Source organism: Stenotrophomonas sp. TEPEL (assembly GCF_004348785.1).
Lineage (GTDB): Bacteria > Pseudomonadota > Gammaproteobacteria > Xanthomonadales > Xanthomonadaceae > Stenotrophomonas > Stenotrophomonas indicatrix.
This window is the reverse complement of the sequence record NZ_QQXJ01000001.1, coordinates 2,854,569-2,878,926: the sequence shown is the minus strand read 5'-3', so window position 1 is coordinate 2,878,926 and position 24,358 is coordinate 2,854,569. Positions and strand designations below refer to the sequence as shown.

The window sequence follows — 24,358 nt, the reverse complement described above, 5'->3', positions numbered from 1 at the left end:
GCATCTACCAGCAGCTGCCGGCCAGCGGCCGGCACTACCGGAAGCAGGGCGGGTTACCCCGCCTTGCGGCGCAGCGGGGTGACGTTGCTCTTCTTCTTCGTGGCCTTGGCTGCCGGGGCTTCGGCATGCGCGGCGAAGAAGTCGCGCACCTTCGGGTACACCACTTCGCGCCAGCGGCGGCCGCTGAAGATGCCATAGTGGCCGGCGCCATCCACGATGAAATGTTCACGGCGCTCGGCCGGAATGCCGCTGCACAGTGCCTGTGCCGCTTCGGTCTGGCCGAGGCCGGCAATGTCGTCCAGCTCGCCTTCGATGCTCAGCAGCGCGGTATCGCGGATTGCCGACGGGTCGACCTTTTCGCCATTGACCACCCACTCGCCACGCGGCAGCAGGAAGTCCTGGAACACCACGGAAATGGTGTCCAGGTAGTACTTGGCCGGCATGTCCAGCACCGCGTTGTACTCGTCGTAGAAGCGACGGTGCGCGTCGGCATCCTCCAGATCGCCCTTCACCAGGTCGGTGTAGAAATCCCAGTGCGAGCTGAAGTGGCGGCTGGGATTCATCGACAGGAAGCCGGCGTGCTGCAGGAAACCGGGATACACGCGGCGGCCGGCACCGGGATAGCTGGCCGGTACGGTGTGGATGACGTTGTTCTCGAACCACGACAACGGGTTCTGCGTGGCCAGGTTGTTGACCGCGGTCGGGCTGCAGCGCGCATCGATCGGGCCACCCATCATCACCAGCGTGCGCGGCGTCGGTTCGCCGCGGCTGGCCATCAATGAAACCGCGGCCAGTACCGGTACGGTCGGCTGGCAGACACTCACCACGTGCAGGCGCTCCACGCCGAGATGGCGGATGAACTCCTGGATGTAGGCGATGTAGTCGTCCAGCCCGAACTCGCCCTCGCTGCCGGGCACCATGCGCGCGTCCACCCAGTCGGTCACATAGACGCGATGGTCGCGCAGCAGCGTGCGCACGGTGTCGCGCAGCAGCGTGGCGTGATGGCCCGACAACGGCGCCACCACCAGCACGAACGGCTGGTTGAGCATGGTGTGCAGCTGGTCGGCTTCATTGCTGTGGCGCTTGAAGCGCAGCAGCTTGCAGAACGGCTTGCTGAGTTCCTCGTGCACCACGATCGGCACGCGCTCGCCCTCGACCTCGATTTCGTTGATGCCCCATTCGGGCTTCTCGTAATCCTTGCCGATGCGATGGAACAGCTCATTGACCGCGGCCAGACGATCAGCGCCGGGCATCTGCGACCACCAGTGTCCCTGGTTGGCGAAGAACTTGGCGTTGGCCTGGGCCTGGTGCACCCAGGGGGCGAGCAGGTTGCGGGTCAGTTCGTGCAGTTGATAGAGCATGCCGACCGAATATGTATGGTCTTATGTTGCCGCGCAGCATAGCGCATCCGACTGTCCCGGACGTTAAGCAGACGCACTACCCGTATTCAGCGGGCTGCCTGTTCCAGCGCAGTCGCTTCGGTGGCCAGCGCTGGCCCCAGCCAGAGGTGGGAACCCACTGCCTGCAGGCCCTGCCGGGCCAGCTCGCGCCGATACCAGCGAGCCGGACGCGACTGGAAGCCGTCATGGTCGCCCTCGAATTCATCTTCGGCGGCAAAGGTCTCCAGGAAGGCCACCCCTGCGGTCAGCTCGGCCAGCCCGGCCAGGCCCGCGCGAAGTTCGCGGTTGGGCACGTAATGCATCACGTCCGAACAGATCAGCAGGTCGACCGGGGCGCAGGGCCGCAGCCAGGCGAAATCGCCGAAGCTGGCCAGGTGCAGGTTGCGGGTGCGGCCGTAGCGGCGCACAGCGTACTCGCTGCTGTCGAAACCGAGGTATTCGACCTTCGGACGCAGTTTCAGCAGCGGCGCGCGCCACGCCCCTTCGCCACAGCCGACGTCCAGCACGCTGCGGATCGGTCGTTCCAGGTAGTACTCGGCCGTCGCCACGGCGAGGGCGACCTTGCGCGCCAGGCGCGCGCTGCCGCCGATGTCGGCGTGCCGGTACCAGCGCTGGAAGTAGGCGGCGTCGTAGGTCTTGTCCATGGCGTTCGGGTGCAGTCGTGAAATCGGCGCCTATCGTACGGCGTTGCAGCACGTCATGCGTCGATGTGTCGCGGCAGCCACCCATGGGCTGGCTCTGCTGCGACAATGAGCGCATATCCACGCCAGCCGCCGGAGCAAGCGCATGCAGAGCTACTACTGGGTCAAGACCTTCCACATCGTGTTCGTGGTGGCGTGGATGGCCACGGTGTTCTACCTGCCGCGCATCCTGGTGAATCTGTCCGAGACCGCCGGGCAAACTGCGGTGGTCGAGCGCCTGCAGCTGATGGGCATGCGCCTGTACCGCTTCGGCCATTCGATGTTCGGCCTGGCGTTCGTGCTCGGCCTGGTGCTGTGGCTGGGCTACAAGGTGATTCCGGATTTCCCGACCATGGTCGCCCCGGGTGGCGCGGGCTGGCTGCACGCCAAGCTGGGCCTGGTGGTGGTGCTGCTGGCGTACTTCATCTGGATCGGGCGGCTGCTGAAAGGCGTGGCCAAGGGCAGGGCCCTGCCATCCTCGCGTGCGCTGCGCTGGATCAACGAGATCCCGCTGCTGGCCTTCATCCCGATCGTCTGGCTGGTGCTGGCCAAGCCGTTCTGAGATCTGGAGCTCTCGAACATGTCACTTTCTTGCTCGTGCAAGATAGTAACCAAAGAACACGCCGCCAGGTCGCGAGCCGATGCTACGCACCGGTGCCCTGTGCTTCTCGGTGAATCAGGGGACGGCGCCGAACTCGCTGCGCTCAGACATCGGCGCCTCTACGCCCCTGATTCCCCTGCGATGCTCGGCTCGCTAAAAGGCGGACCCAACGTCAAACGCCACACCTGCACCCAGTAGATCCACGCCATGCGTGGATGCTTTTCGCTCTGCTTTCCCAATCCGCCTTCAAGCGAGCCGAGCACCGGAGGTCCGGCAAGAGCGTAGAGGCGCGGATGTCTGAGCGTAGCGAGTTCCGCGCCGTCCCTTGGCGGACTGAGGAGCGCAGGGAACCGGTGTGCAGAGCACACCGGTTCGCGGCTGGCGGAGCGTTTCTTTTGGTTACTTTTCTCTTCGCGAAAAGAAAAGTAACGCTTCGAGCAGAGGCTCAGGCCGCTTCGTAAGTACCGTAGCTGCGCAGGCGCTTGTAGCGCTGGTCCAGCAGCTCTTCGGTGGACAGCGCATCCAGCGCTTCCAGCTCGTTCAGCAGCACGGCCTTCAACCGCTTGGCCATCTGCGTCGGGTTGCGGTGGGCGCCGCCGGTCGGCTCGCGCACGACCTTGTCGACCAGGCCCAGGTCCTTCAGGCGCGGCGCGGTCAGGCCCAGCTGCTCGGCGGCATCCTTGGCCTTGCCGGCGTCCTTCCACAGGATCGAAGCACAGCCTTCCGGGGTGATGGTCGAGTACACCGCGTATTCCAGCATCACGGTACGATCGCCCACGCCCAGCGCCAGTGCGCCACCGGAGCCGCCTTCACCGATCACGGTGCAGATGATCGGCACCTTCAGCTCGGCCATTTCGATCAGGTTGCGCGCGATCGCTTCGGACTGGCCGCGCGACTCGGCATCGATACCCGGCCAGGCACCGGCGGTGTCGATCAGGGTCAGCACCGGAAGGCCGAAACGCTCGGCCATCTTCATCAGGCGCAGGGCCTTGCGGTAGCCCTCGGGCTTGGGCATGCCGAAGTTGCGCTTGATCTTTTCCTTGGTGTCGCGGCCCTTCTGGTGGCCGATGACCATCACCGAGCGGCCATTGATGCGGGCCAGGCCGCCCATGATCGCCTTGTCGTCGGCGAAGGCACGGTCGCCGGCCAGTTCCTGGAACTCATCACAGATGATGCGGATGTAGTCGGCGGTGTACGGGCGCGACGGATGGCGGGCCAGCTGCAGCACCTGCCACGAGGTCAGGTTGCGGAAGATCTGTGCGGTGCGCACGCGCAGCTTGTCCTGCAGCGCATGCACTTCGGCCTCGACATTGACCGCCGGCCCGGCACTGGCGTTGCGCAGTTCCTGGATCTTGGCTTCCAGGTCGGCGATGGGTTGCTCGAAGTCGAGGTAGTTCGGATTCATCGGAAGCCGTCGTGTAAAGAAGAGGGGAATTCTAGCCGAATGCGCAGGAACGGCCCGTACGCCTTCGTCTGGAAGCCGACGGTAGCGCAGTGGGGGCCGGCGGCGCCAGTCGGGCCGGCGGCCGCCGGTTCAGGGCAGGACCAGCGCGCTGCGGGCCATTTCGGTGCTGCGGATCGTCACGAAGTCGTTGTAGGCCTGGTTGGCCGCCACCGGCAGCTTCGCCCCGAGCGTCATGGTGGCCTGGGTGAAGGCCATCTGCGCCTGGAAGTCTTCCTTGCGCAGGGCCTTCTGTTCGCTGGCCGTGGTGGCCTTCAGCCAGCGGGCATAGAGGTCGCGCATCGGACCGGCATGGGCTTCGAAGGCCGGGGCCAGCGCGGGCAGCGCCGGCGCCGGTTCCAGCGTGTAGGCCGGGGCCACGTAGCCGGCGGGCTGCTCGCGCTTGTAGGCACCAGGTTCGCCCATGCTGGCCTCGATGTAGGTGATGAACTCCGGCGCGGTGAAGATCTTGGTGCTGATCCTGCCGCCGGTCGAATCCACGTGCGCAACCACCTGCTCCTCGGGGAACGGCTCGCGCACGCCGAAGTTCCAGGTCTTGTCGATGAACAGGCCGTGGTGCTTTTCGAACGGTCCCTTGAACTCGACGCCGCCCAGCTCGATGCCCAGGCCGCTGACGCCGAAGTTCTTCAGCTTGTCCTCGCCGGTCACATAGATCTCGCGCGCCGTCACGTACTCGCTGAGGCTGGGATTGATCAGGCCACCGCGGCCATCGGCGTAGACGATGAAGCGCACATCGCCCAGGCGGTCGGTGTGCAGGTGATGCTCACCGGCAGCCAGGCTGATCGGTCGCGAGGCGTGCGCAGCCACCGGCAGGTCCTTGCCATCGATGCTGATCGCCAGCGGCGCATCGGTCGGGTTGTCGATCTCGAAATCGACCTTGGAGGAACAGCCGGCCAGCGCGAGCGCGGCCATCATCGGCAACAGCAGGTTCTTCATTACGGGCAATCGTCCTTGACGTATGCAGCGGGAAAACAGCAACGGATCCGGGGCCAGTCTCAGCTGGCCCATGGCGGGCTGTAGCGCACCTTCAGCGTGCGCACGGCCGGTTCGGCGCGCAGCGCCTCCATCAGCCTGGAATCGACGCGCACCGCGCTCTGCCCGGAAACATCGAGCATGCCGGCGATGCCGCCATCGGGTCCCTTCAGCAGCAGGTCCAGGCGCAGGGGCGTGCGGCCGGGGCGATGGCGGTCGAGCAGGGCGTCGATGCGTTCCCACACCGGCCGCTGATGGCGCAGGTCCAGCCGCAGCGACAGGCGCGTGGCGTAGTTCGCACAGACCTCGTCGAAGTCCCAGCACTGGCGGATGCGCAGGGCGAAGCCGCCATTGAATTCGTCTTCGCGCAGGCCGCCCTTGACCACCAGGATGCGGTCCTTGGTCATCAGGTGGCCGAACTCGGCCATGGCATCGGAGAACGCGCTGCATTCGACGCGGCCACGGCCATCTTCCAATTGGATGAAGATCTGGCTCTCGCCCTTGCGGCGCACGCCGACCACCTGGCCGGCAAGCACGGTCTGCACTTCCGGACGCCAGCGCTTCTCGCCGCCACCACTGTTGCTGTTGGCGCTCCAGATCTTTTCCACCGAGCCGAGGTCGGTACCGACCAGATCGCGCACGTCATCGCGCCATGGGTCGAACGGGTGGCCGCTGAGGTAGAAGCCCAGCGTGTCGCGCTCGCCGTTGAGGCGCTGCAGCAACGGCCACTCGTCGGCTTGCGGCAGGTCCAGCTGGATCGTCGTCGCGCCCGGATCCGGACCGCCGAACAGCGAGTTCTGGCCGGACGCACGCTCGCGCGCCATCTGTTCGGTCGCCTTGATCACTTCCGGCAGCTGCAGCATCAGCGAGGCTCGGTTGTGGCCCAGCTCATCCAGCGCGCCGCAGTTGATCATCGCTTCCAGCGTGCGCCGGTTGAGCTTGGCCGAACCGATGCGGGTGCAGAAGTCGAGCAGGTCGGTGTAGTGGCCGCCGCGAAGGCGTTCCTCCACCACCGCTTCGCAGGCACCCTGGCCGACGCCCTTGATCGCTCCCAGGCCGTACTGGATGGTGTCCGGCGTGGCCGCTTCAAACATGAAGGCGGACTGGTTCACCTTCGGCGGCAGCACGGTCAGGCCAAGGTTGCGCACCTCGTCCAGGAAGCCGACCACCTTTTCGGTGTTGTCCATGTCCGAAGACAGCGTCGCGGCCATGAACTCGGCCGGGTAATGGCGCTTGAGCCAGGCCGTCTGGTAACTCACCAGGGCGTAGGCGGCGGCGTGCGACTTGTTGAAGCCGTAGCCGGCGAACTTCTCCATCAGGTCGAAGATCTCGTCGGCCTTGGGACCGTCGACACCGCCCTTGGCTGCACCCTCACGGAAGATTTCGCGGTGCTTGGCCATTTCCGCCGGCACCTTCTTGCCCATCGCACGGCGCAGCAGGTCGGCGCCGCCCAGCGAGTAGCCGCCGACGATCTGCGCCATCTGCATCACCTGCTCCTGGTACACCATGATGCCGTAGGTGTCGCGCAGGATGCGCTCGGTGCGCGGATCGGGGTACTCCACGTCTTCGCGCCCGTGCTTGCGGTCGACGAAGGAGGGAATCAGGTCCATCGGGCCGGGTCGGTACAGCGACACCAGCGCGATCAGGTCTTCGAAACGGTCGGGCTTGGCGTCCTTCAGCAGGCGGCGCATGCCCGAGGATTCGAACTGGAACACCGCGCCGGTATTGCCCGAGGCGAAGATGTCCTTGTAGGTGGGCGCATCGTCCAGCGGCAGCTGGGTGATGTCCACCGGCGGAATGCCGGCGCGCTCGTGGCGCTTGTTGATCGCCTTCACCGCCCAGTCGATGATCGTCAGCGTGCGCAGGCCGAGGAAGTCGAACTTCACCAGGCCGACTTCTTCAACGTCGTTCTTGTCGAACTGGGTGACCGGATTCTTGCCGCGGCCGTCTTCATCGTGTTCGGCGAACAGCGGGCAGAACTCGCTCAACGGCTCGGGCGCGATCACCACGCCACCGGCGTGCTTGCCGGCGTTGCGGGTCAGGTCCTCCAGCTGCCGTGCCAGGTCGATCAGGTCGCGGACATCGTCCTCGCTCTGGTAGCGCTGGATCAGCTCGGGCGAGGCCATCTCGCTGTCCTTGCCCTCACCCATCGCATCCTTCAGCGAGATGCCGAGGATGTTCGGGATCAGCTTGGCGACGCCGTCGACCAGGCCGTAGGGGAAGCCGAGCACGCGACCGGAGTCGCGCACCACTGCCTTGGCCGCCATGGTGCCGTACGTGATGATCTGGCTGACCCGCTCGCGGCCATACTTGCGCGCGACGTAGTCGATGACTTCGTCGCGGCGGTCCATGCAGAAGTCGATGTCGAAGTCGGGCATCGACACGCGTTCGGGGTTGAGGAAGCGCTCGAACAGCAGGTTGTACGGCAGCGGGTCCAGATCGGTGATCTGCAGCGCCCATGCCACCAGCGAGCCGGCACCCGAACCACGGCCCGGGCCGATCGGGATGCCCTGTGCCTTGCCCCACTGGATGAAGTCGGCCACGATCAGGAAGTAGCCGGGGAAGCCCATCTTGATGATGGTGTCCAGCTCGAACTCGAGGCGGTCGCTGTAATCCTGCGCGGTCATGCCGGGCGCGATGGGATTCTTTTCCAGGCGTGCGGCCAGGCCCTTGCGCGACTCGCTGCGGATCCAGCTGTCCAGCGTCTCCTCGTCGGGCACCGGATAGTCGGGCAGGAAGTAGGTGCCCAGGCGCATCTCGATGTTGCAGCGCTCGGCCAGCGCCAGCGTGTTGTCGATCGCATCGGGGATGTCGGCGAACAGCGCGCACATCTCTTCGGCCGACTTCAGGTACTGCTGGTCGCTGTACTCGCGTGGGCGCTTGGGGTCATCCAGCACGCGGCCGGTGGAGATGCACACGCGTGCTTCGTGCGCGCTGAAATCGGACGGTGACAGGAAGCGGACGTCGTTGCTGGCGACCACCGGCAGGCCACGCTGGCCGGCGGCCATCAGCGCGAACTGGTTGAAGCTCTCTTCCCCGTCACGGCCGGTGCGGGTCAGCTCCAGGTGCAGGCCGTCGCCGAACACGCGCTGCCAGTCGGCCAGCTGCTGCTCGGCCAGATCGTGCTTGCCATCCAGCGCCAGGCGCCCGGCCAGGCTCTCACGGCCGGCCAGGGCGAACAGGTTGGCGTTGCCGGCCTTCAGCCAGTCCGGATGCACCGCCACGCCGCCCTCGGGGCGATGGCCTTCCATCCATGCCCGCGTCAGCAGACGCGACAGGCTCAGGTAGCCCTCGCGGTCGCGGCACAGCAGGGTCATCCGCCACGGGTCCTGGCCTTCTTCGGCGATCATCACGTCGGCGCCGGCGATGGGCTTGATGCCCACGCCTTCGGCGGCCTTGTAGAACTTGACCAGGGCGAACAGGTTGTTGAGGTCGGTCACCGCCAGCGCAGGCAGGCCGAGTTCGACCGAGCGCGACAGCAGGTTGGCCTGCTTGGCCTTCTTCGGGTCGGCCTGGTCCGGCTTTGCCGGCACACGGATGGTGGAGTCCGCCAGCGAGAACTCGGTGTGGACGTGGAGATGTACGAAGCGGGAGTTGGACATGCCGGACCAGGTTGGAGCGCGCAGGCCCCGGGTGCAGACGCGGGAATCGTCGCCGGGGTCGGGAAGCGCTGGAGTGCCCGGTCAGGGTAGCGAGGGCAGGGGGTGGCGACAAGGCTTGACGGTACGGCGATTGCGCGCATGCCCGGTGAACGGTCAGGCGACCGCGATGGCGGCCGCCACAGCCGGCGGTGCCTCCAGGCACTCGCGCACCGGGGCGAAGCTGCGCCGGTGCTCGGCGCACGGGCCGTGTTCACGCAGGGCGGCCAGATGCGCCGGGGTGCCGTATCCCTTGTGCTGGTCGAAGCCATACTGCGGGTGGCGTGCGTGCAGGTCCAGCATGTAGCGGTCGCGCGAGACCTTGGCCAGGATCGAGGCCGCCATGATCGCGCGGTCGATGCCATCGCCGCCGACCAGCGCCTGCGCCGGCAGCACCAGCCCCTTGGGCACCACGTTGCCGTCGATGCGGGCGAAGCCGGCCACGTGGGCCACCGCCGCGACGACATCGCGCATGCCTTGCAGGGTGGCTTGATAGATGTTCAGGCGATCGATGGCTTCCACGTCCACCAGCACCACGTGCCAGGCCAGGGCGCGGTCGAGGATGCGGTCATGCAGCTGCTCGCGGCGGGCCGCGGTCAGCTGCTTGGAATCATCCAGGCCGTTCAGTCGTGGCCGCTGCGGGTCGAACACCACCGCTGCCACCGCCACCGGGCCAGCCAGTGGTCCGCGGCCGGCTTCGTCGACACCGGCGATGCGGTGGCCGGGGTCGATCACGGCCGTGCCATCGAACAGGGCCAGGCTGGCGGCTGCGGCGTGACGGCGGCTCATGCCTTTTCCAGGCCGCGCACCAGCAGCTCGCCAACGGCATCGGCGGCGCGCGCCGATGCGTTGCGGCGCAGGCGTTCATGCAGGCGAGTGTAGGTGCCCTGCAGGTCGGCGATCCGCTGCGGATGGTCGAACCACTGCTGGATGGCGGCGGCCAGTTTTTCCGGCGTGCAGTCGTGCTGCATCAGCTCTGGCGCAAGGTCCTGGCCGGCCAGGATGTTGGGCAGGGCGAAGCGGTCGACCTTGATCAAGCCCAGCGCCTTCACCAAGCGGTACGTCAGTTCGTTGACCCGGTAGCCGACCACCATCGGCCGCTTCACCAGCATCGCCTCCAGGGTGGCGGTACCGGAGGCCAGCACCACCACGTCGGCGGCGATCATCGCGTTGCGTGCCTGGCCGTCCAGTACATGCGAATAGGCCACCGGCAGCGCCGAGCGTGACAGCTGCTCTTCGATCAGGCGCCGGCAGGCCGCGTTGGCCGCCGGGACCACCACGTGCAGGCCGGGAATACGCTCGGATACCTGCCAGGCGGCCTCGAAGAAGGCTTCGCCGAGCTTGGATATCTCGCCCAGGCGGCTGCCGGGAAGCACGGCCAGCACCTTGGCCGAGGCGGGCAGGCCGAGCTCGATCCGGGCCGCTTCCCGGTCGACGTGCAGCGGGATGTCATCGGCCATCGGATGGCCGACGAAGCGCGCGTCGATGCCGTGCTTGGCGTAGATCGGTGGTTCCATCGGGAACAGGCACAGCACCAGGTCGGCGCTGCTGCCAATCTTCTCGGCACGCTTCTCGCGCCATGCCCATACCGAAGGGCTGACGTAGTGCACGGTGCGCACGCCACGCTGTTTCAGCCAGCGTTCGATACCCAGATTGAAGTCCGGCGCGTCGATGCCGATGAACACATCCGGTTGCCACTCCAGCGCACGCTGGCGGAAGGCCGAACGCAGCTTGAGCAGGCGCGGCAGATGGCGCAGGACTTCGGTCAGGCCCATCACCGCCAGTTCGCTGGCATCGTGCCAGGTCTGGCAACCGGCGCTGCGCATGGCATCGCCGCCGATGCCGGCGAATTCGGCATGCGGGAAGCGGGCTTTCAGTTCGCGCACCAGGCCTGCGCCGAGCAGGTCGCCGGAGGCTTCACCGGCGACCAGGGCGATCCGCAACGGGCGCTCGCTGAGCACCCGGTGTGCAGGCACGCTGCCGGCCATCGAGGCCAGCGAAATCACCTCGGCGCCGGCCGGCGCCTGGCCGGTCGCGCTGCTCATCGCAGCAGGTGCCTCTCGGTATGTTCGATGAAGTCCAGCATCGACTTGACGTCGTCACTGTCGCGCGCCTGCTCGGCCAGCTGTGCCTTGGCTTCGGCCAGCGGCAGGCCCGCCACGTACAGCGTGCGGTAGGCACGCTTGATGGCGGTGATGCGCTCGGGATCGAAGCCGCGACGCTTCAGGCCCTCACTGTTGATGCCGCGCGGGCGGCCCAGCGAGTCGGTGCCGACCATGGTGAACGGCGGGACGTCGCCATTGGTCAGCGCGCCCATGCCGAGGAAAGCATGGGCACCGATGCGGCAGAACTGGTGCGCACCGGCGAAGCCGCTGATGATCACGTAGTCACCCACGGTCACGTGGCCCGCCAGCGTGGTGTTGTTGGAGAACACGCAGAAGTTGCCGACGTGGCAATCGTGGGCCACGTGCGTGTAGGCCAGCATCCAGTTGTCATCGCCGATGGTGGTGATGCCACCGCCGCCGCCAGTGCCACGGTTGAGGGTGACGAACTCGCGGAACACGTTGCGGTCGCCGATCACCAGTTCGGTGCGTTCACCGCCGTACTTCTTGTCCTGCGGTTCGCCGCCGACCGCGACATGACCGATGAAACGGTTGTCGCGGCCGATCCGGGTCGGGCCATGGATGCTGCAGTGCGGACCGACCTCGGTGCCGGCACCGATCTCAACCTCCGGCCCGATGATCGTGAACGCGCCCACGCGGACATCGTCGGCCAAGCGCGCCGACGGATCGATCACGGCAGTGGGGTGGATCAGGGGGGCGTTGTCGCTCATCTCGGACCTCCAGCCAGGGTCATTCGCGGGTGCCGGCGCACAACACCTCGGCGCAGGCGACGACTTCGCCGTCGACCTTGGCCACGCAGTCGTACACGGCCATGTTGCGGATCACCCGCTTGATCTCCACGTGCATCTCCAGCACGTCACCGGGCACCACCTGCTTGGTGAAGCGGGCCTTGTCGACCTTGACCATGTAGAACAGCTTGGACTGCGCATCGCGGCCAAGCGTCAACTGGGTCAGCACGCCGCCGGCCTGGGCCATGGCTTCGATGATCAGCACGCCGGGCATGATCGGCTGGCCCGGGAAGTGGCCCTGGAAGAACGGCTCGTTGATGCTGACGTTCTTGGTCGCGACGATCGTGCGCTTCTCATAGTCGATCGACACCACCTTGTCCACCAGCAGGAACGGGTAGCGGTGCGGAAGCAGCGTCTGGATCTGCGCCATGTCCGGCAGGGTCTGGGTGTGGCTCATTCTTTCTCCTTGCTCACAGACAGGATGCGACGGGCCAGTGCATCGAGCTGCTTGAAGCGCGCGGCATTCTTGCGCCACGTGCGGTTGTCGGTCAGGGGCGTGCCGGAGGAATACTCGCCCGGCTCGGTGATGGAGTTGCGGACCACCGATTTGCCGGTGATCACGACCTTGTCGCAGATTTCCAGATGACCGACGACGCCAACGGCGCCGCCGAGCAGGCAGTAACGGCCGATCTTGGCGCTGCCGGCAATGCCGGTGCAGCCTGCGATGGCCGAATGGGCGCCGATCTGCACGTTGTGTGCGATCTGCACCAGGTTGTCCAGGCGGACGTCCTCGGCCAGCACGGTGTCTTCCAGCGCGCCACGGTCAACACAGGTGTTGGCGCCGATCTCGCAGTCGTCGCCGATGCGGACGCCGCCAAGCTGCGGCACCTTGATCCATTTGCCAGCGTCCATGGCCAGGCCGAAGCCATCGGCGCCCAGCACGGCGCCGGGATGGATGCGCACGCGCTTGCCCAGCTTGACGCGGGTGACCAGGGTGACGCGGGCGATCAGTTCACAGCCGCTGTCGAGGGTGCAGTCTTCGCCGATGATGCTGCCAGCGCCGATGATGCAGTTCTCGCCGATGACGCTGCGTGCGCCGATGGTGACGAACGGACCGATGTGGGCGCTGGCGGCGACCTGCGCCTGCGGATCGATCACAGCGCTGGGATGGATGGGTCGGGGCGATGTCGAACAGCGCGCCGATCTTGGCAAAGGTGGTGTAAGGGTCCTTGGCGACCAGCGCGGTACCGGGAGCTGCGTCGGCATCCTCGGCGCGCAGCACCACGATGCCGGCCTGGCTGTCGGCCAGCTGGGCGCGGTAGCGCGGGTTGGCAAGGAAGGTCAGCTGGCCGGCACCGGCATGGGCGAGGGTGGCCACGCCATGGATGGCGCTGCCTGGGTCGCCATGGACCTGCAGGCCGAACTGATCGGCGAGTTGCTGGGCGGTGTAGGTAGGAGTATTCACGGCGGGAGTTTAACGTGTGACGCCATTGCGGTCATGCGGGAGCAAAAGCCGGCGCCTGGTTGATCCGTGGGGCGATGGCGCAGGGGCTGCCCGGAACACGCCGTAAACCCATCACTGGGGGCTCGTTGGCGCCATCCATGGCGCCAACGGTCCTGGTCAGCCCCCTGCGCCATCGCCGGATAGTCTTCCGCGCGCGAGCGGATCCAACGTCCACAGTCGCCTGCAGCACCGGGCCATACTCGGCTCACCGCGCGTCAGCGAGCGCTTCAATAACGGAAACGCCGGGCAATGCCCGGCGATTCGAGACCCGTCTGGTGGAAAGCCCCCCTTCTGTTAAGGGGGGCGCGCCAGCGGCGCGGGGGATAGGTGAAATGCGCGGGCAATTCACCGGAGGTGGATCAGTTCTGAGGAACGTTGTTCCTCAGAACTGGCCACCGAACGTGAATTGCAGACGTTCGATCTCGTCGCCGTCCTTCTTCTTCAGCGGGAACGCGTAGCTGATCGAGATCGGGCCGACCGGGGCGCGCCACAGCAGGGCCACACCGGTGGACACGCGCAGCTCGTTGGCCTTGAAGTTGTCGGTGCCGTTGTAGACGTTGCCGAAGTCGACGAAGGCCGACACGCGGGCCGACGGGCTGTCGAACAGGCGAGGGAAGTAGGCTTCGACCGAACCAACGGTCTTCAGCGAACCACCCAGCGGCTGGCCGTTCGGGTAGCCGCGGGTCACCTCGCGCGGGCCGAGGGTATTGTCCTCGAAGCCGCGCACCGAGTTGGTACCGCCGGCGTAGAAGTTCTCGTAGAACGGCAGGCCCGAGGCGGTGACGGTACGGGTGGTGCCGTCGCCGTTGTCGATCACGCGGGTCTTGTCGTTGCCGTAGGCATCGCCGTAGCCGATCTCGGCGCGGGTGTTGATCACCAGCGAAGGGATGATCGGCCAGTACTTGCTGATCTGGTAGTTCAGCTTGTAGTACTCGATGGTCGAGCCCGGCAGGGTGGTTTCCAGGCCCACGCGCTGGTAGGTGCCGCGGGTCGGCATGAAGTAGTCGTTGCGCGAATCGCGGGCCCAGCCAAGCTCGGTGCGCCACGCATGGAAGGTGCGGCTGCCGACGGCATCGATGTAGTCGATGATCGACTGCGGGGTCGAGCCCGCGTACGTGGTGATCTGGTTGCTGTCGATGCCGAACATCAGCGAGACGGTGTCGGTCTCGGTGATCGGCACGCCGAACACCACCTGCGCCGAACCGTTGGTGCTGTTGTACTGCGCGGTGTTGAAGTCGGAGTAGTCCAGTTCGCGCCAGGACAGGTTGTAGCCCAGCGAAACGCCGTCATCGGTGAAGTACGGGTTGGTGTAGCTGAAGCCGTAGCGCTGCAGGTAGCTGCTGCGCGAGGCCTCGACCGACACGCGGTTGCCGCCGCCCAGGAAGTTGTTCTGCGACAGCTGCACCGAGGTGGTCATGCCGTAGGACTGCGAATAGCCCAGGCCGAACACGAAGCTGCCCGAGGTGGTTTCCTTGACGTTGTAGACGACGTCGACCTGGTCGTTGCTGCCGCTGACCGGCGGGGTTTCCACGTCCACCGCTTCGAAGTAGCCCAGGCGCTGCAGGCGGATCTTGGAACGGTCGATCGCGGCCTGCGAGTACCAGCTGTTCTCGAACTGGCGCATTTCGCGGCGCATCACCTCATCGGAGGTGCGGGTATTGCCCTTGAAGATGATGCGGCGGACGGTCACGCGCGGGCCCGGCACGACCTGCATGTTGACCGCCACGGTCTGCTCGGCGCGGTTGGTGGTCGGAATCGGGTTCACCTTGGCGAAGGCATAACCGATGTTGGACAGCGAGTTGGTGATCGAGTCGGAGCTGAATTCCAGCAGGGCACGCGAGAACGTGTCGCCGGACTTCTGCACGACCATGCGCTCGACGTCTTCCTGCGGCAGGATCGTATCGCCGCTGACCTTGATCTCGGAGATCTTGTACTGGTCGCCTTCGGTCACGCCGGCGGTGATGAACATGTCGCGCTTGTCGGGGCTGATCGACACCTGCGTCGAGTCGATGCTGAAGTCGACATAGCCGCGGTCCAGGTACCAGGAGTTGAGCTTTTCCAGGTCGCCGGACAGCTTTTCCTTGGAGTACTGGTCGTCACGGCGGTACCACGACGCCCAGTTGTGCTCCTTGGACTCCCAGTATTCCAGGATGTCCTTGCTGTCGTACTTCTCGGTGCCGACGATGTTGACGTGGCGGATCTTGGCCGCCTTGCCTTCCTTGATCGCGATGGCGATGTCGACACGGTTGCGGTCCAGCGGGCTCACGGTCGGGGTGATGTCGACGGTGTACTTGCCACGATCGTTGTACTGGCGGCGAAGTTCCTGGGTGACGCGATCCAGGCTCAGGCGATCGAAGGTGCCGCCTTCGGTCAGGCCGATGTCGGACAGGCCCTTGAGCAGCTGGTCGGACTTGATGTCCTTGTTGCCGGTGACGGTCAGCTTGTTGATCGCCGGACGCTCCTTGACGGTCACCACCAGGATGCTGCCCTGGCGATCCAGCTGCACGTCTTCGAAGAAGCCGGTCTTGTACAGGGCGCGGATGGTCTCGCCGACCTTGCTGTCGGTGACCGTCTCGCCACGCTCGACCGGCAGGTAGGTGAACACCGTACCGGAACTGATGCGCTGCAGGCCGTCGACGCGGATGTCGCTGACAGTGAAGGGCTCGGCTGCCTGGGCCAGGGCGGGAGCGCCGGTGACGGCGGCGAGGGCGAGGGCCAGCAGGCGGCGATTGGGGAGTCGCGTCATGTCACGTCCGGTAGGAAGGTCGATTTCATTGGTAAGGGATGCCGACGCTGTAGACGGCAAAAACATGGAAAAGTTCATCGCGGGACCAGGCCGAGGATGTCGTTGTAGAACGCCAATCCCATCAGCCCGGCCAGCAACGCCAGGCCGATGTATTGGCCGGCGGCGACGGCACGCTCGCTCAGCGGGCTGCCCTTGACCAACTCGATAAGGTAATACAGCAGGTGGCCGCCGTCCAAGATGGGGATCGGCAGCAGGTTGATGATGCACAAGCTGAGCGACAGCAGGGCGAGGAACTGGATGAACCAATCCACGCCACGTTTGGCCGAAACATTGGCGACCCGGGCAATGGTGACCGGGCCGGAAACGTTCTGCAGCGAGGCTTTGCCGGTCACGATCCGGCCCATCATGGCCAATGAATCGGCGGCCATCCTGCCGGTTTCGCGCACCGCGACCGTGACCGACTGCAGCGGGCCGAACTTGAGCAGGGTGTCGTAGGCGGGGCTGTAGCTCTGGGCAAAGCCGGCGCCGATCTGCCAGATAGGCTGGCCCTTGCCGTCCTTGCCCTGGCGCGGGGTGATCTCCAGCGCCAGGCGCTCGCCACCCCGCAGCACCTCGATCATCGCCGGGCCACCGCGGCGGCCGAGGCTGCCCACTTCGCTGATGGCCTGTTCGACGCTGTCGATGCGCTGACCGTCGATCGCCACGATCAGATCGCCGGTCTGCAGGTGACCCTCTGCGGCCGAACCCTTCACGATGGTGTCCACCAGCGGCGGCTGCAGCCACGCACGCCAGTACACGCCGGCCAGGATCGGAACCCGGCGTTCATCGAAGCCGGCCGGCAGCTGCGACAGCGGCAGGGTGCGCGAGCGCAGCTGGTCGGCGGGGTCGAGCACCTCCAGGGTCACGTCGCGACGGTCCATCGCCGCCGCAGTCAGGGCCATGCTGGCCTCGCCCAGGGTGATCACATCGCGGCCGTCCACGCGCAACAGGCGGTCACCACTGCCGAGCCCGGCCGTGGCGGCCATACCGGTAGCGCGGCCGACGGTTGCCGAATAGTCCTGCTTGCCGATCACGAACATCGCCCACAGCAGCAGGATGCACAGCAGCAGGTTGGCGATCGGGCCGGCCGCGACGATGGCGATGCGCTGCCACACGGTCTTGTGGTTGAAGGCCTGGCCGCGCTCGTGCGGATGGACCTCGACTTCGCGTTCGTCGAGGAATTTCACATAACCGCCCAGCGGGATGGCGGCAATGGCGAACTCGGTGCCATGGCGGTCCCGGCGCGACCACAGCGGACGGCCGAAGCCGACCGAGAAGCGCAGCACCTTGACCCCGCACAGGCGCCCGACCCAGTAGTGCCCGAATTCGTGGAAGGTGACCAGCAGCCCAAGGCTGACGATCATCCACCAGACCGATCCGATGAAGTCAGTCATGCAGGTTCACATTGGCGGACACGGGCGGCGGCGTCATACGGGATGGGTGCGCTGTTCAGGTGGCGGCGATGGCGTTCAGGGTCAGCTGGCGGGCCCGCTGGTCGGCGGACAACAGAACCTCAAGTGTATCGGCTGGTTCGGTCGGCAGTGTTGAAAGAGCGTTAGCAACCAGCGCCGGAATGGTCAGGAAGCCTATGCGGCCCTGAAGAAACGCTGAAACAGCCTCTTCGTTGGCGGCGTTCAGCACGGCCGGGGCAGTGCCACCGGCGCGCATCGCCTGCCATGCCAGCGCCAGGCAGGGGAAGGCGTCGGTGTCGGGGGGCTCGAAATCCAGCCGGCCCTGGGCGAGCAGGTCCAGCCCGGACACGCCCGATTCGATCCGTTGCGGCCAGCCCAGGCCCACGGCCAGGGTGGTGCGCATGTCCGGCAGGCCCATCTGCGCCAGCGTGGAGCCGTCAACGAACTCCACCAGCGAATGCACCAGGCTCTGCGGATGCACCAGCACCTCGATGCGTTCGCCGGGGATGCCGAACAGGTGGTGGGCCTCGATGACCTCCAGGCCTTTGTTCATCAACGTCGCCGAATCGACCGAGATCTTCGGCCCCATCGACCACTTCGGATGCGCCACGGCCTGGGCCGGGGTGACCTGCTGCAGTTCGGCGCGGCTGCGCCCGCGGAATGGACCACCCGAGGCGGTCAGCAGGATGCGGCGCACGCCCGCACCGTCGAGGCTGGCATCACGTGAGCGCAGGCACTGGAAGATCGCGCTGTGCTCGCTGTCGATCGGGATGATCTCGGCGCCGGCACGTTCGGCGGTACGGGTCAGCAGTTCGCCAGCCAGTACCAGCGATTCCTTGTTGGCCAGCAGGATGCGCTTGCCGGCCGCAGCGGCGGCCAGGGTCGAGGACAGGCCGGCGGCGCCGACGATCGCGGCGACCACGGTGTCGCAGGCGTCGCTGGCCGCCAGCTGGTCCAGCGCGGCATGGCCGGCGTGGGCCTGGGTGGCCAGGCCGGCGTCGCGCAGGCCGTCGCGCAGTTCGGCATACAGGGTTTCATCGGCGATCACCGCATGCGCGGGCCGGTGCTGCCGGCACAGGGCCAGCAGCGCCTGGACCTGGCGGCCGGCGGCAAGCACGGTGGCCTGGTACCGCAGCGGATGGCGGGCGATCACGTCAAGCGTGGAGGCACCAATCGAGCCGGTGGCGCCGAATACGGCGACCCGGCGCAGGTCTGCAGCAGCGTCCATGGTCAGAACCCGAAGATTTCCTTGCCCAGTGCGAACACCGGGATGGCCGCCAGCACGCCGTCGACGCGGTCGAGCACGCCGCCGTGGCCGGGGATCAGGTGGCCTGAATCCTTGGCGCCGGCATGGCGCTTGATCAGGCTTTCGAACAGGTCGCCCAGTACCGAGGCGAATACCGCCACCACCGAGGTGACCAGCAGGCCGGGCAGGTGCGCGGCATCGATGCCGGCCAGCCAGCCGAGGCCGACGGCCACCGCAACGCCGGCGATCAGCCCGCCGACGAGGCCTTCCCAGGTCTTGTTCGGGCTGATCCGCGGTGCCAGCTTGTGCTTGCCGAAGTGACGGCCAGCAAAGTAGGCGCCCGAATCAGCGGCCCAGACCAGTGCCAGCGCGGCCAGCAGCCACAGGTGGCCCTGATGCCCGGGCGGGTCGCCGCCGGCATGGATCAGTACCAGCGCGGCCCACGCCGGCACGATGGCCAGGGTGCCGGCCAGCAGCTTGAGGATGCGCGCCGGGCTGCCGGGCTGTGCGCCGAAGTTGAAGAAGCGCAGCCACACCAGCGCACCCAGCCACCAGGCCACGCCTGCCAGGGTCGCGATCTGGAACAGTACCAGGGTGCCGGCATCGGCCCACACCAGCAGCACCATCAGTAGCAGGTTGAGGACCAGCAGCACGGTGCGGGCGAGGGTGTCTTCGACATCGGCCAGCTTCAGCCATTCCCACAGGCCGATCAGCAGCACGGCAGCGGCGGCGGCGGCCAGCCATTGCGTCGGCAGCAACAGGATCGCCGCAATGGCGACCGGCGCCATGATCAGCGCGGCGAGGACTCGGGTCTTGGTCATGGGCTGGACGTCTCGGTGGCCAGGGCGGCGATCTGGGCGCTGGTCAGGCCGAAGCGGCGCTCACGGCTGGCGTAGGCATCCAGCGCCAGCTGCAGCTGCGCGGCGTCGAAATCCGGCCACAGCGCTTCGGTGAACCACAGCTCGGTATACGCCAGCTGCCACAGCAGGAAGTTGCTGATGCGGGTATCGCCGCCGGTGCGGATGAACAGGTCCGGTGGCGGCAGATCGGCCAGGGCCACCTGTCGCCCCAGCAGGGATTCGTCGATCTGCTCGGGCAGCAGGCGGCCGGCGGCCACTTCAGCGGCCAGTGCGCGTGCGGCACGGGCGATGTCCTGACGGCCACCATAGCTGGCGGCGATCGACAGGGTCAGTGTGGTGTTGTCGGCGGTGCGCTGTTCGGCCAGCTGCATGCGGCTGACGAGGGCAGCACCGAAGCGCTCGCGTTCGCCGATGAAGCGCACGCGTACGCCACGCCGATGCAGCTCATCCACTTCGCGGTCGAGCGCGCCGAGGAACAGCTTCATCAAGGCATCGACTTCTTCCTGTGGCCGGCCCCAGTTCTCGCTGGAGAACGCGAACAGGGTCAGGGCCGGAATGCCCAGTTCCAGGCAGCGTTCGATGGTGCGGTTGACCGCGCGCGCGCCGGCACGATGGCCGATCACGCGGGGGCGACGGCGCAGCTGCGCCCAACGCCCGTTGCCATCCATGATGATGGCAACGTGGCGGGGCAGGGCGGCCGGCAGGGGAGGCGGGACTGAAGGCATCGACTTCAGACCGACATCAGTTCCTTTTCCTTGTCGGCGACGACTTTATCGACATCCTTGATGTTGCTGTCGGTCAGCTTCTGGATATCGTCTTCGCCGCGCTTCTTGTCGTCTTCGCTGATCGCCTTGTCCTTCAGCAGCTTGGCGATTTCCTTGTTCGCGTCCTGGCGGATGTTGCGGATGGCGATCTTGGCGCCTTCGCCTTCCTTCTGTACCTGCTTGGCCAGTTCCTTGCGGCGCTCTTCGGTCGGCGGCGGCAGGTTGACGCGGATCGAGGTGCCGATGGTGTTCGGGGTCAGCTCGATGTTGTACAGGCCCTTTTCGATCTCCTTGATCATGCTCTTGTCGAAGGGCGTGACCAGCAGGGAATGGGCATCGGCGTTGGAGATCGACGCAACCTGGTTCAGCGGGGTGCTGGCGTTGCCGTAAGCATTGACCGTGACGCGGTCCAGCAGGGCCGGCGTGGCGCGACCGGTGCGGATCGAGGTGAGGGTGTGCTTAAGAGCGTCGATGCTCTTGGCCATGCGCGTCTGCGCGTTGTTCTTGATGTCGTTGAGCATCGCCAGGGTCCTGGATGTAACTGGAATCGGGCGATTATAGGCGAATACGGGACGCCGCCGGGCCTGAATCGGCCCGGAGGTCGCCTTGCGCTCAGCCTCAGGCCGGGTCGCGGCCCTGGACGAGGGTGCCGATGTTCTCGCCGTGCAGGATCTTCAGCAGTTCGCCCGGTTGGCCCATGTCGAACACGCGCATCGGCAGGTCGCTGTCGCGCGCCAGGGCGAAGGCGGCGGTATCCATCACTTCCAGGCCGCGGCGGATCACTTCGTCGTAGCTCAGGCTGTCGAAGCGGACAGCGTCGCTGTACTTGTTCGGATCCTTGTCGTACACGCCATCGACCTTGGTTGCCTTCAGCAGCAGGTCGGCGCCGATCTCGATCGCGCGCAGGGCCGCGCCGGAGTCGGTGGTGAAGAACGGGCTGCCAACACCAGCGGCGAAGATCACCAGGCGGCCCTTTTCCAGGTGGCGGATGGCGCGGCGGCGGATGTAGTCCTCGCACACGTCGTTGATCTTGATCGCGCTCATCACGCGGGCCTTGGCGCCCACTTTTTCCAGCGCATCCTGCATGGCCAGCGCATTGATGACCGTGGCCAGCATGCCCATCTGGTCGCCGGTGACCCGGTCCATGCCGCCGGCGGCGAGGCCCGCACCGCGGAAGATGTTGCCACCGCCGATGACCAGGGCGACTTCTGCGCCCGCCTGCTGGGCCTCGACGACTTCACGGGCCAGGCGGTTGATGATCTTTGGGTCGATGCCGTAGTCCTCATCTCCCATCAGCGCCTCCCCGGAAAGTTTCAACAGGATGCGGCGATAGGCGAGCTTGGACATAGGGACCTCGGGTGCGTGGAAATCGCGGGCGATTCTACGCGCAAGCGGCGCGCGGCCAAAGCGTTTTGTGCACTGCGGCGTAAAATACCGGTATGCCCCGTACATCCGGGGCGCATCGTTCAGCCCAGCTCGGCGCCAGCCGTGGCAGGCTGTTCATGATGCCCCAGCTCGCCGGGAGAGCGTGCGATGACCCGGTTGCGGCCCAGGTTCTTGGAGCGGTAGAGCACGTCATCCGCCGCGCGCAGCAGGTCCTGCACGCCGGCAAAGCGCTCGTAGCCGCCCTGGGTGGCCACGCCGGCCGAGAAGGTGATGAACAGCGGGCCACCTTCCAGTTCCGCCATCGGGGTGGCGACGATGTTCGCCAGCACCCGGCGGATCACGTCCAGGGCCACCGATTCGCTGGTATTGGGCAGCAGCGCGACAAACTCCTCGCCGCCGAAACGGGCCACGGTGTCGCTGTTGCGCAGCTGCCCCTGCAGTTTGCCGGCAAAGGCGCGCAGCACCTCGTCGCCGGTCAGGTGGCCGTGCGCATCGTTGATCTTCTTGAAATCGTCCAGGTCGATGAAGGCCACCGACAACGGCCAGCCGTGGCGGCCGGCGCGCAGGAATTCCTCTTCAAGCACGGCTTCGAGCTGGCGGCGGTTGAGGACGCCGGTCAAGGCATCGCGATGGGCCTGGTCGGCCAGGCGCTTGGCGCGGGCCTCGAATTCGTCGGCGCGGCGCCGGGCCTGGTCGGCGTCCTGCAGTTCGCGCAGGTTGCGCAGGGTGGCCAGCTCCTGGGCGTGGTCGATCAGCTCACGCACCCGTGCCGGCGAGTTCAGGCCGTTCTCGAACAGGCTGGCGATGTCCGGCAGCGCTTCGCTGATCCGCGCCAGGACCTGGTCGAAGCGGGCGCTGTCCATCTGCAGGTGGTCATGGACCTGCTGCAGAGCGCGTTCGCGTGCGCCATCTGCGTCTTCATCCAGCCAGATGTCGGCGACCGCGCCAGACAGCTGTACGCAGGCCTGGAACGGATTCTCGGCGGTGCCCTCGTCCTCGCTGTGGCGGATGCTGTCCACCAGATAGCGCGGCAGGCCCCACTCCTCGGCCACCCATGCGCCGACGTCGGCGTGGCTGCAGCCCAGTTCCTGGCGCTCGCGCGCGATCAGGTCGGGGTTGTCGCGCGCCTCGCGTAGCAGCGGCAGGTAGCGTTCGGATTCGGCCTGGGCCAGGCACAGCACTCCCATGTCCTGCAGCAGCCCGGCCAGCATCAGTTCCTCCAGCCGGCGCAGGCCGCGTGCCTGGCCGAGCTGGCTGGCAGCCAGTGCGCTGAGGATGCTGCGCTTCCAGGCGCGTTGGCGCAGGTCGTGGTCGGCGCCGCCGTTGCCGGTCAGGCCCTGGGTGACAGTGAAGCCCAGGGCGAGGCTGATCGTGGCATTCAGCCCGAGCATGGTCAGTGCCTGGCCGAGGTTCTCGATCCGGCGCCGGCTGGCATACAGCGGTGAATTGGCGATACGCAGCATGCGCGCACTCAACGCCATGTCGATGGCGATGATGTCCGCAGCGGTTGCGATGTCCGCTTCCGGATCCTGTGCCAGTTCGATGATGCGCAGGGCAATACCGGGCGGCGAGGGGAGGTTGCGGCAAAGCGCCAGGGCAGCTGTCAGCTCGGGAGGCATGTCGGGTCGTTCAATTCCATTAGGACAAGAATACCTAGGAATGCATCACAGTCCGCGACTTTCGTTCCTGTTATGTGACTGCAGGTTCCCTTGTGCCGAGTATCGGCTTGATTCGCTTGCAACGCAAAGGTGTCGGTGTGCGCACCAACGGTGTGCACCCACAGATTCGGCCACCCACAGGTGAAGGGCACCCACAGGCCCGGCGGCATAAAAAAAGAGCCGCGGTTTCCCGCGGCTCCTTCTGGTTTCATTACAGCCGTGAGGCTGGAATCAGACCTGCATCGCCTTGGCAACTTCGGCGGCGTAGTCTTCCACCACCTTCTCGATGCCTTCGCCAACGACCAGCAGCTGGAAGCCAGCCACGTCGGCGCCAGCAGCCTTGACCACCTGCTCGACGGTCTTGTCGCCGTCCAGCACGTAGCTCTGGCCGTACAGGGTCACTTCGCTGACGATCTTGTTGATCTTGCCGCTGATGATCTTTTCCAGGATGTCGGCCGGCTTGGACTTGTCCTTCTCGGACATCTTGGCCAGTTCGATTTCCTTTTCCTTTTCCACGAACTCGGCCGGCACATCGGCAGCCTTGTTGTGCGGCGGCTTCAGCGCAGCCACGTGCATGGCCAGGCCGCGAGCCAGTTCGACGTCGCCGCCGATCAGGTCGACCAGCACGCCGACCTTGCCGTTGGTGTGGACGTAGGAACCGATGTTGCCGGTGGTGTCCAGCTTGACCAGGCGACGGATCTGGATGTTCTCACCCAGGGTCTGCACGGCGGTCGCGCGGGTTTCTTCGACGGTCTGGCCGCTCGGCAGGGTGGCCGACTTCAGGGCTTCCACGTCGGCGGCGCCCGATGCCAGGGCAGCGGCAGCGACGGAATCGACGAAGTTCTTGAAGTTGATGTCGTTGGCGACGAAGTCGGTTTCCGAGTTGATCTCGACCAGCACGGCCTTGCCGCCGTCCTGGGCCAGGCCCAGACGACCTTCGGCGGCCACGCGGTCAGCCTTCTTGTCGGCCTTGGCAGCGCCGGACTTGCGCAGCGCTTCAGCAGCGGCGTCGATGTTGCCGCCGGCCTCGGTGAGCGCCTTCTTGCATTCCATCATGCCGGCGCCGAGATCATCCCGATCGACAGCGAGCACAGCGCGATCTTCCAGTGCCTGCGCTCACGTGATGCCAGCCTCGACGG

At 66.3% G+C, this 24,358-nt stretch carries 19 protein-coding genes and 1 pseudogene; 1 reads left to right on the top strand and 19 read right to left on the bottom strand.

What is annotated here, in order from left to right; all coding sequences use genetic code 11:
- Positions 1 to 53: 53 nt before the first annotated feature.
- The gene (phaZ, locus tag TEP_RS13075) at positions 54 to 1,361 is read right to left on the bottom strand and encodes a polyhydroxyalkanoate depolymerase (RefSeq protein ID WP_025877691.1); all 1,308 of its coding nucleotides are present in this window, start codon (positions 1,359 to 1,361) and stop codon (positions 54 to 56) included.
- An 86-nt stretch (positions 1,362 to 1,447) separates the two neighbouring features.
- Positions 1,448 to 2,044: a class I SAM-dependent methyltransferase gene (locus TEP_RS13070; protein WP_132825551.1), complete on the bottom strand. Its 597-nt coding sequence runs from the start codon at positions 2,042 to 2,044 to the stop codon at positions 1,448 to 1,450.
- A gap of 142 nt (positions 2,045 to 2,186) precedes the next feature.
- Here TEP_RS13070 and TEP_RS13065 point away from each other — a divergent pair, with 142 nt between their 5' ends.
- Entirely contained in the window at positions 2,187 to 2,642 is a 456-nt protein-coding gene (locus TEP_RS13065) for a CopD family protein (protein ID WP_132825550.1), read from the top strand.
- A 484-nt stretch (positions 2,643 to 3,126) separates the two neighbouring features.
- Here the strand turns inward: TEP_RS13065 and TEP_RS13060 are convergent, their stop codons facing one another.
- The 17 genes and pseudogenes from TEP_RS13060 to tsf form a co-directional block, all read right to left on the bottom strand.
- Entirely contained in the window at positions 3,127 to 4,086 is a 960-nt protein-coding gene (locus TEP_RS13060) for an acetyl-CoA carboxylase carboxyltransferase subunit alpha (protein WP_132825549.1), read from the bottom strand.
- 129 nt (positions 4,087 to 4,215) lie between these two features.
- Entirely contained in the window at positions 4,216 to 5,079 is an 864-nt protein-coding gene (locus TEP_RS13055; RefSeq protein WP_132825548.1) for a hypothetical protein, read from the bottom strand.
- A gap of 59 nt (positions 5,080 to 5,138) precedes the next feature.
- The gene (dnaE, locus tag TEP_RS13050) at positions 5,139 to 8,717 is read right to left on the bottom strand and encodes a DNA polymerase III subunit alpha (protein ID WP_132825547.1); all 3,579 of its coding nucleotides are present in this window, start codon (positions 8,715 to 8,717) and stop codon (positions 5,139 to 5,141) included.
- Positions 8,718 to 8,870: 153 nt separating this feature from the next.
- The gene (locus TEP_RS13045; protein WP_132825546.1) at positions 8,871 to 9,542 is read right to left on the bottom strand and encodes a ribonuclease HII; all 672 of its coding nucleotides are present in this window, start codon (positions 9,540 to 9,542) and stop codon (positions 8,871 to 8,873) included.
- Positions 9,539 to 10,741 (bottom strand): lipid-A-disaccharide synthase, encoded by a 1,203-nt coding sequence (gene lpxB / locus TEP_RS13040; protein WP_240790759.1) that lies wholly within the window; start codon positions 10,739 to 10,741, stop codon positions 9,539 to 9,541. The genes TEP_RS13045 and lpxB overlap by 4 nt, the downstream gene beginning before the upstream one ends.
- 53 nt (positions 10,742 to 10,794) lie before the next feature.
- Positions 10,795 to 11,586 carry an acyl-ACP--UDP-N-acetylglucosamine O-acyltransferase gene (gene lpxA / locus TEP_RS13035; protein WP_132825544.1) on the bottom strand — a complete coding sequence of 264 codons (792 nt, stop codon included), beginning with the start codon at positions 11,584 to 11,586 and terminating at the stop codon, positions 10,795 to 10,797.
- A gap of 19 nt (positions 11,587 to 11,605) precedes the next feature.
- Positions 11,606 to 12,061 (bottom strand): 3-hydroxyacyl-ACP dehydratase FabZ, encoded by a 456-nt coding sequence (gene fabZ, locus TEP_RS13030; RefSeq protein WP_025877675.1) that lies wholly within the window; start codon positions 12,059 to 12,061, stop codon positions 11,606 to 11,608.
- Positions 12,058 to 13,069: pseudogene (gene lpxD / locus TEP_RS13025) on the bottom strand (UDP-3-O-(3-hydroxymyristoyl)glucosamine N-acyltransferase). The gene fabZ and the pseudogene lpxD overlap by 4 nt, the downstream one beginning before the upstream one ends.
- A gap of 421 nt (positions 13,070 to 13,490) precedes the next feature.
- Positions 13,491 to 15,854, bottom strand: a complete 2,364-nt coding sequence (gene bamA / locus TEP_RS13020) for an outer membrane protein assembly factor BamA (RefSeq protein WP_132825543.1) — start codon at positions 15,852 to 15,854, stop codon at positions 13,491 to 13,493.
- 74 nt (positions 15,855 to 15,928) lie between these two features.
- Positions 15,929 to 17,287, bottom strand: coding sequence for an RIP metalloprotease RseP (gene rseP / locus TEP_RS13015; RefSeq protein WP_132825542.1), 1,359 nt, complete (start codon positions 17,285 to 17,287; stop codon positions 15,929 to 15,931).
- Positions 17,288 to 17,342: 55 nt separating this feature from the next.
- Positions 17,343 to 18,533 carry a 1-deoxy-D-xylulose-5-phosphate reductoisomerase gene (locus TEP_RS13010; protein ID WP_132825541.1) on the bottom strand — a complete coding sequence of 397 codons (1,191 nt, stop codon included), beginning with the start codon at positions 18,531 to 18,533 and terminating at the stop codon, positions 17,343 to 17,345.
- Positions 18,534 to 18,535: 2 nt separating this feature from the next.
- Positions 18,536 to 19,372, bottom strand: a complete 837-nt coding sequence (locus TEP_RS13005) for a phosphatidate cytidylyltransferase (protein ID WP_132825540.1) — start codon at positions 19,370 to 19,372, stop codon at positions 18,536 to 18,538.
- Complete coding sequence (gene uppS / locus TEP_RS13000) at positions 19,369 to 20,136, bottom strand: polyprenyl diphosphate synthase (protein ID WP_132825539.1); 768 nt, start codon at positions 20,134 to 20,136, stop codon at positions 19,369 to 19,371. The genes TEP_RS13005 and uppS overlap by 4 nt, the downstream gene beginning before the upstream one ends.
- A gap of 5 nt (positions 20,137 to 20,141) precedes the next feature.
- Positions 20,142 to 20,696 carry a ribosome recycling factor gene (gene frr / locus TEP_RS12995; RefSeq protein ID WP_049465365.1) on the bottom strand — a complete coding sequence of 185 codons (555 nt, stop codon included), beginning with the start codon at positions 20,694 to 20,696 and terminating at the stop codon, positions 20,142 to 20,144.
- 97 nt (positions 20,697 to 20,793) lie between these two features.
- On the bottom strand, positions 20,794 to 21,522 hold the full coding sequence (pyrH, locus tag TEP_RS12990) for a UMP kinase (protein ID WP_025877663.1): 729 nt from the start codon (positions 21,520 to 21,522) through the stop codon (positions 20,794 to 20,796).
- Between the two features lie 119 nt (positions 21,523 to 21,641).
- A complete protein-coding gene (locus TEP_RS12985) occupies positions 21,642 to 23,180 on the bottom strand; it encodes a GGDEF domain-containing protein (RefSeq protein WP_132825538.1) in 1,539 nt (512 codons plus the stop codon).
- 270 nt (positions 23,181 to 23,450) lie between these two features.
- Positions 23,451 to 24,275, bottom strand: coding sequence for a translation elongation factor Ts (gene tsf, locus TEP_RS12980; RefSeq protein ID WP_132826536.1), 825 nt, complete (start codon positions 24,273 to 24,275; stop codon positions 23,451 to 23,453).
- Between the last annotated feature and the right edge of the window lie 83 nt (positions 24,276 to 24,358).

Bases quoted from the DNA above. Each gene is read 5' to 3' on its own strand.
- phaZ (WP_025877691.1), bottom strand. From the start codon at position 1,361: ATGCTCTATCAACTGCACGAACTGACCCGCAACCTGCTCGCCCCCTGG.
- TEP_RS13070 (WP_132825551.1), bottom strand. From the start codon at position 2,044: ATGGACAAGACCTACGACGCCGCCTACTTCCAGCGCTGGTACCGGCAC.
- TEP_RS13065 (WP_132825550.1), top strand. From the start codon at position 2,187: ATGCAGAGCTACTACTGGGTCAAGACCTTCCACATCGTGTTCGTGGTG.
- TEP_RS13060 (WP_132825549.1), bottom strand. From the start codon at position 4,086: ATGAATCCGAACTACCTCGACTTCGAGCAACCCATCGCCGACCTGGAA.
- TEP_RS13055 (WP_132825548.1), bottom strand. From the start codon at position 5,079: ATGAAGAACCTGCTGTTGCCGATGATGGCCGCGCTCGCGCTGGCCGGC.
- dnaE (WP_132825547.1), bottom strand. From the start codon at position 8,717: ATGTCCAACTCCCGCTTCGTACATCTCCACGTCCACACCGAGTTCTCG.
- TEP_RS13045 (WP_132825546.1), bottom strand. From the start codon at position 9,542: ATGAGCCGCCGTCACGCCGCAGCCGCCAGCCTGGCCCTGTTCGATGGC.
- lpxB (WP_240790759.1), bottom strand. From the start codon at position 10,741: ATGGCCGGCAGCGTGCCTGCACACCGGGTGCTCAGCGAGCGCCCGTTG.
- lpxA (WP_132825544.1), bottom strand. From the start codon at position 11,586: ATGAGCGACAACGCCCCCCTGATCCACCCCACTGCCGTGATCGATCCG.
- fabZ (WP_025877675.1), bottom strand. From the start codon at position 12,061: ATGAGCCACACCCAGACCCTGCCGGACATGGCGCAGATCCAGACGCTG.
- bamA (WP_132825543.1), bottom strand. From the start codon at position 15,854: ATGACGCGACTCCCCAATCGCCGCCTGCTGGCCCTCGCCCTCGCCGCC.
- rseP (WP_132825542.1), bottom strand. From the start codon at position 17,287: ATGACTGACTTCATCGGATCGGTCTGGTGGATGATCGTCAGCCTTGGG.
- TEP_RS13010 (WP_132825541.1), bottom strand. From the start codon at position 18,533: ATGGACGCTGCTGCAGACCTGCGCCGGGTCGCCGTATTCGGCGCCACC.
- TEP_RS13005 (WP_132825540.1), bottom strand. From the start codon at position 19,372: ATGACCAAGACCCGAGTCCTCGCCGCGCTGATCATGGCGCCGGTCGCC.
- uppS (WP_132825539.1), bottom strand. From the start codon at position 20,136: ATGCCTTCAGTCCCGCCTCCCCTGCCGGCCGCCCTGCCCCGCCACGTT.
- frr (WP_049465365.1), bottom strand. From the start codon at position 20,696: ATGCTCAACGACATCAAGAACAACGCGCAGACGCGCATGGCCAAGAGC.
- pyrH (WP_025877663.1), bottom strand. From the start codon at position 21,522: ATGTCCAAGCTCGCCTATCGCCGCATCCTGTTGAAACTTTCCGGGGAG.
- TEP_RS12985 (WP_132825538.1), bottom strand. From the start codon at position 23,180: ATGCCTCCCGAGCTGACAGCTGCCCTGGCGCTTTGCCGCAACCTCCCC.
- tsf (WP_132826536.1), bottom strand. From the start codon at position 24,275: ATGATGGAATGCAAGAAGGCGCTCACCGAGGCCGGCGGCAACATCGAC.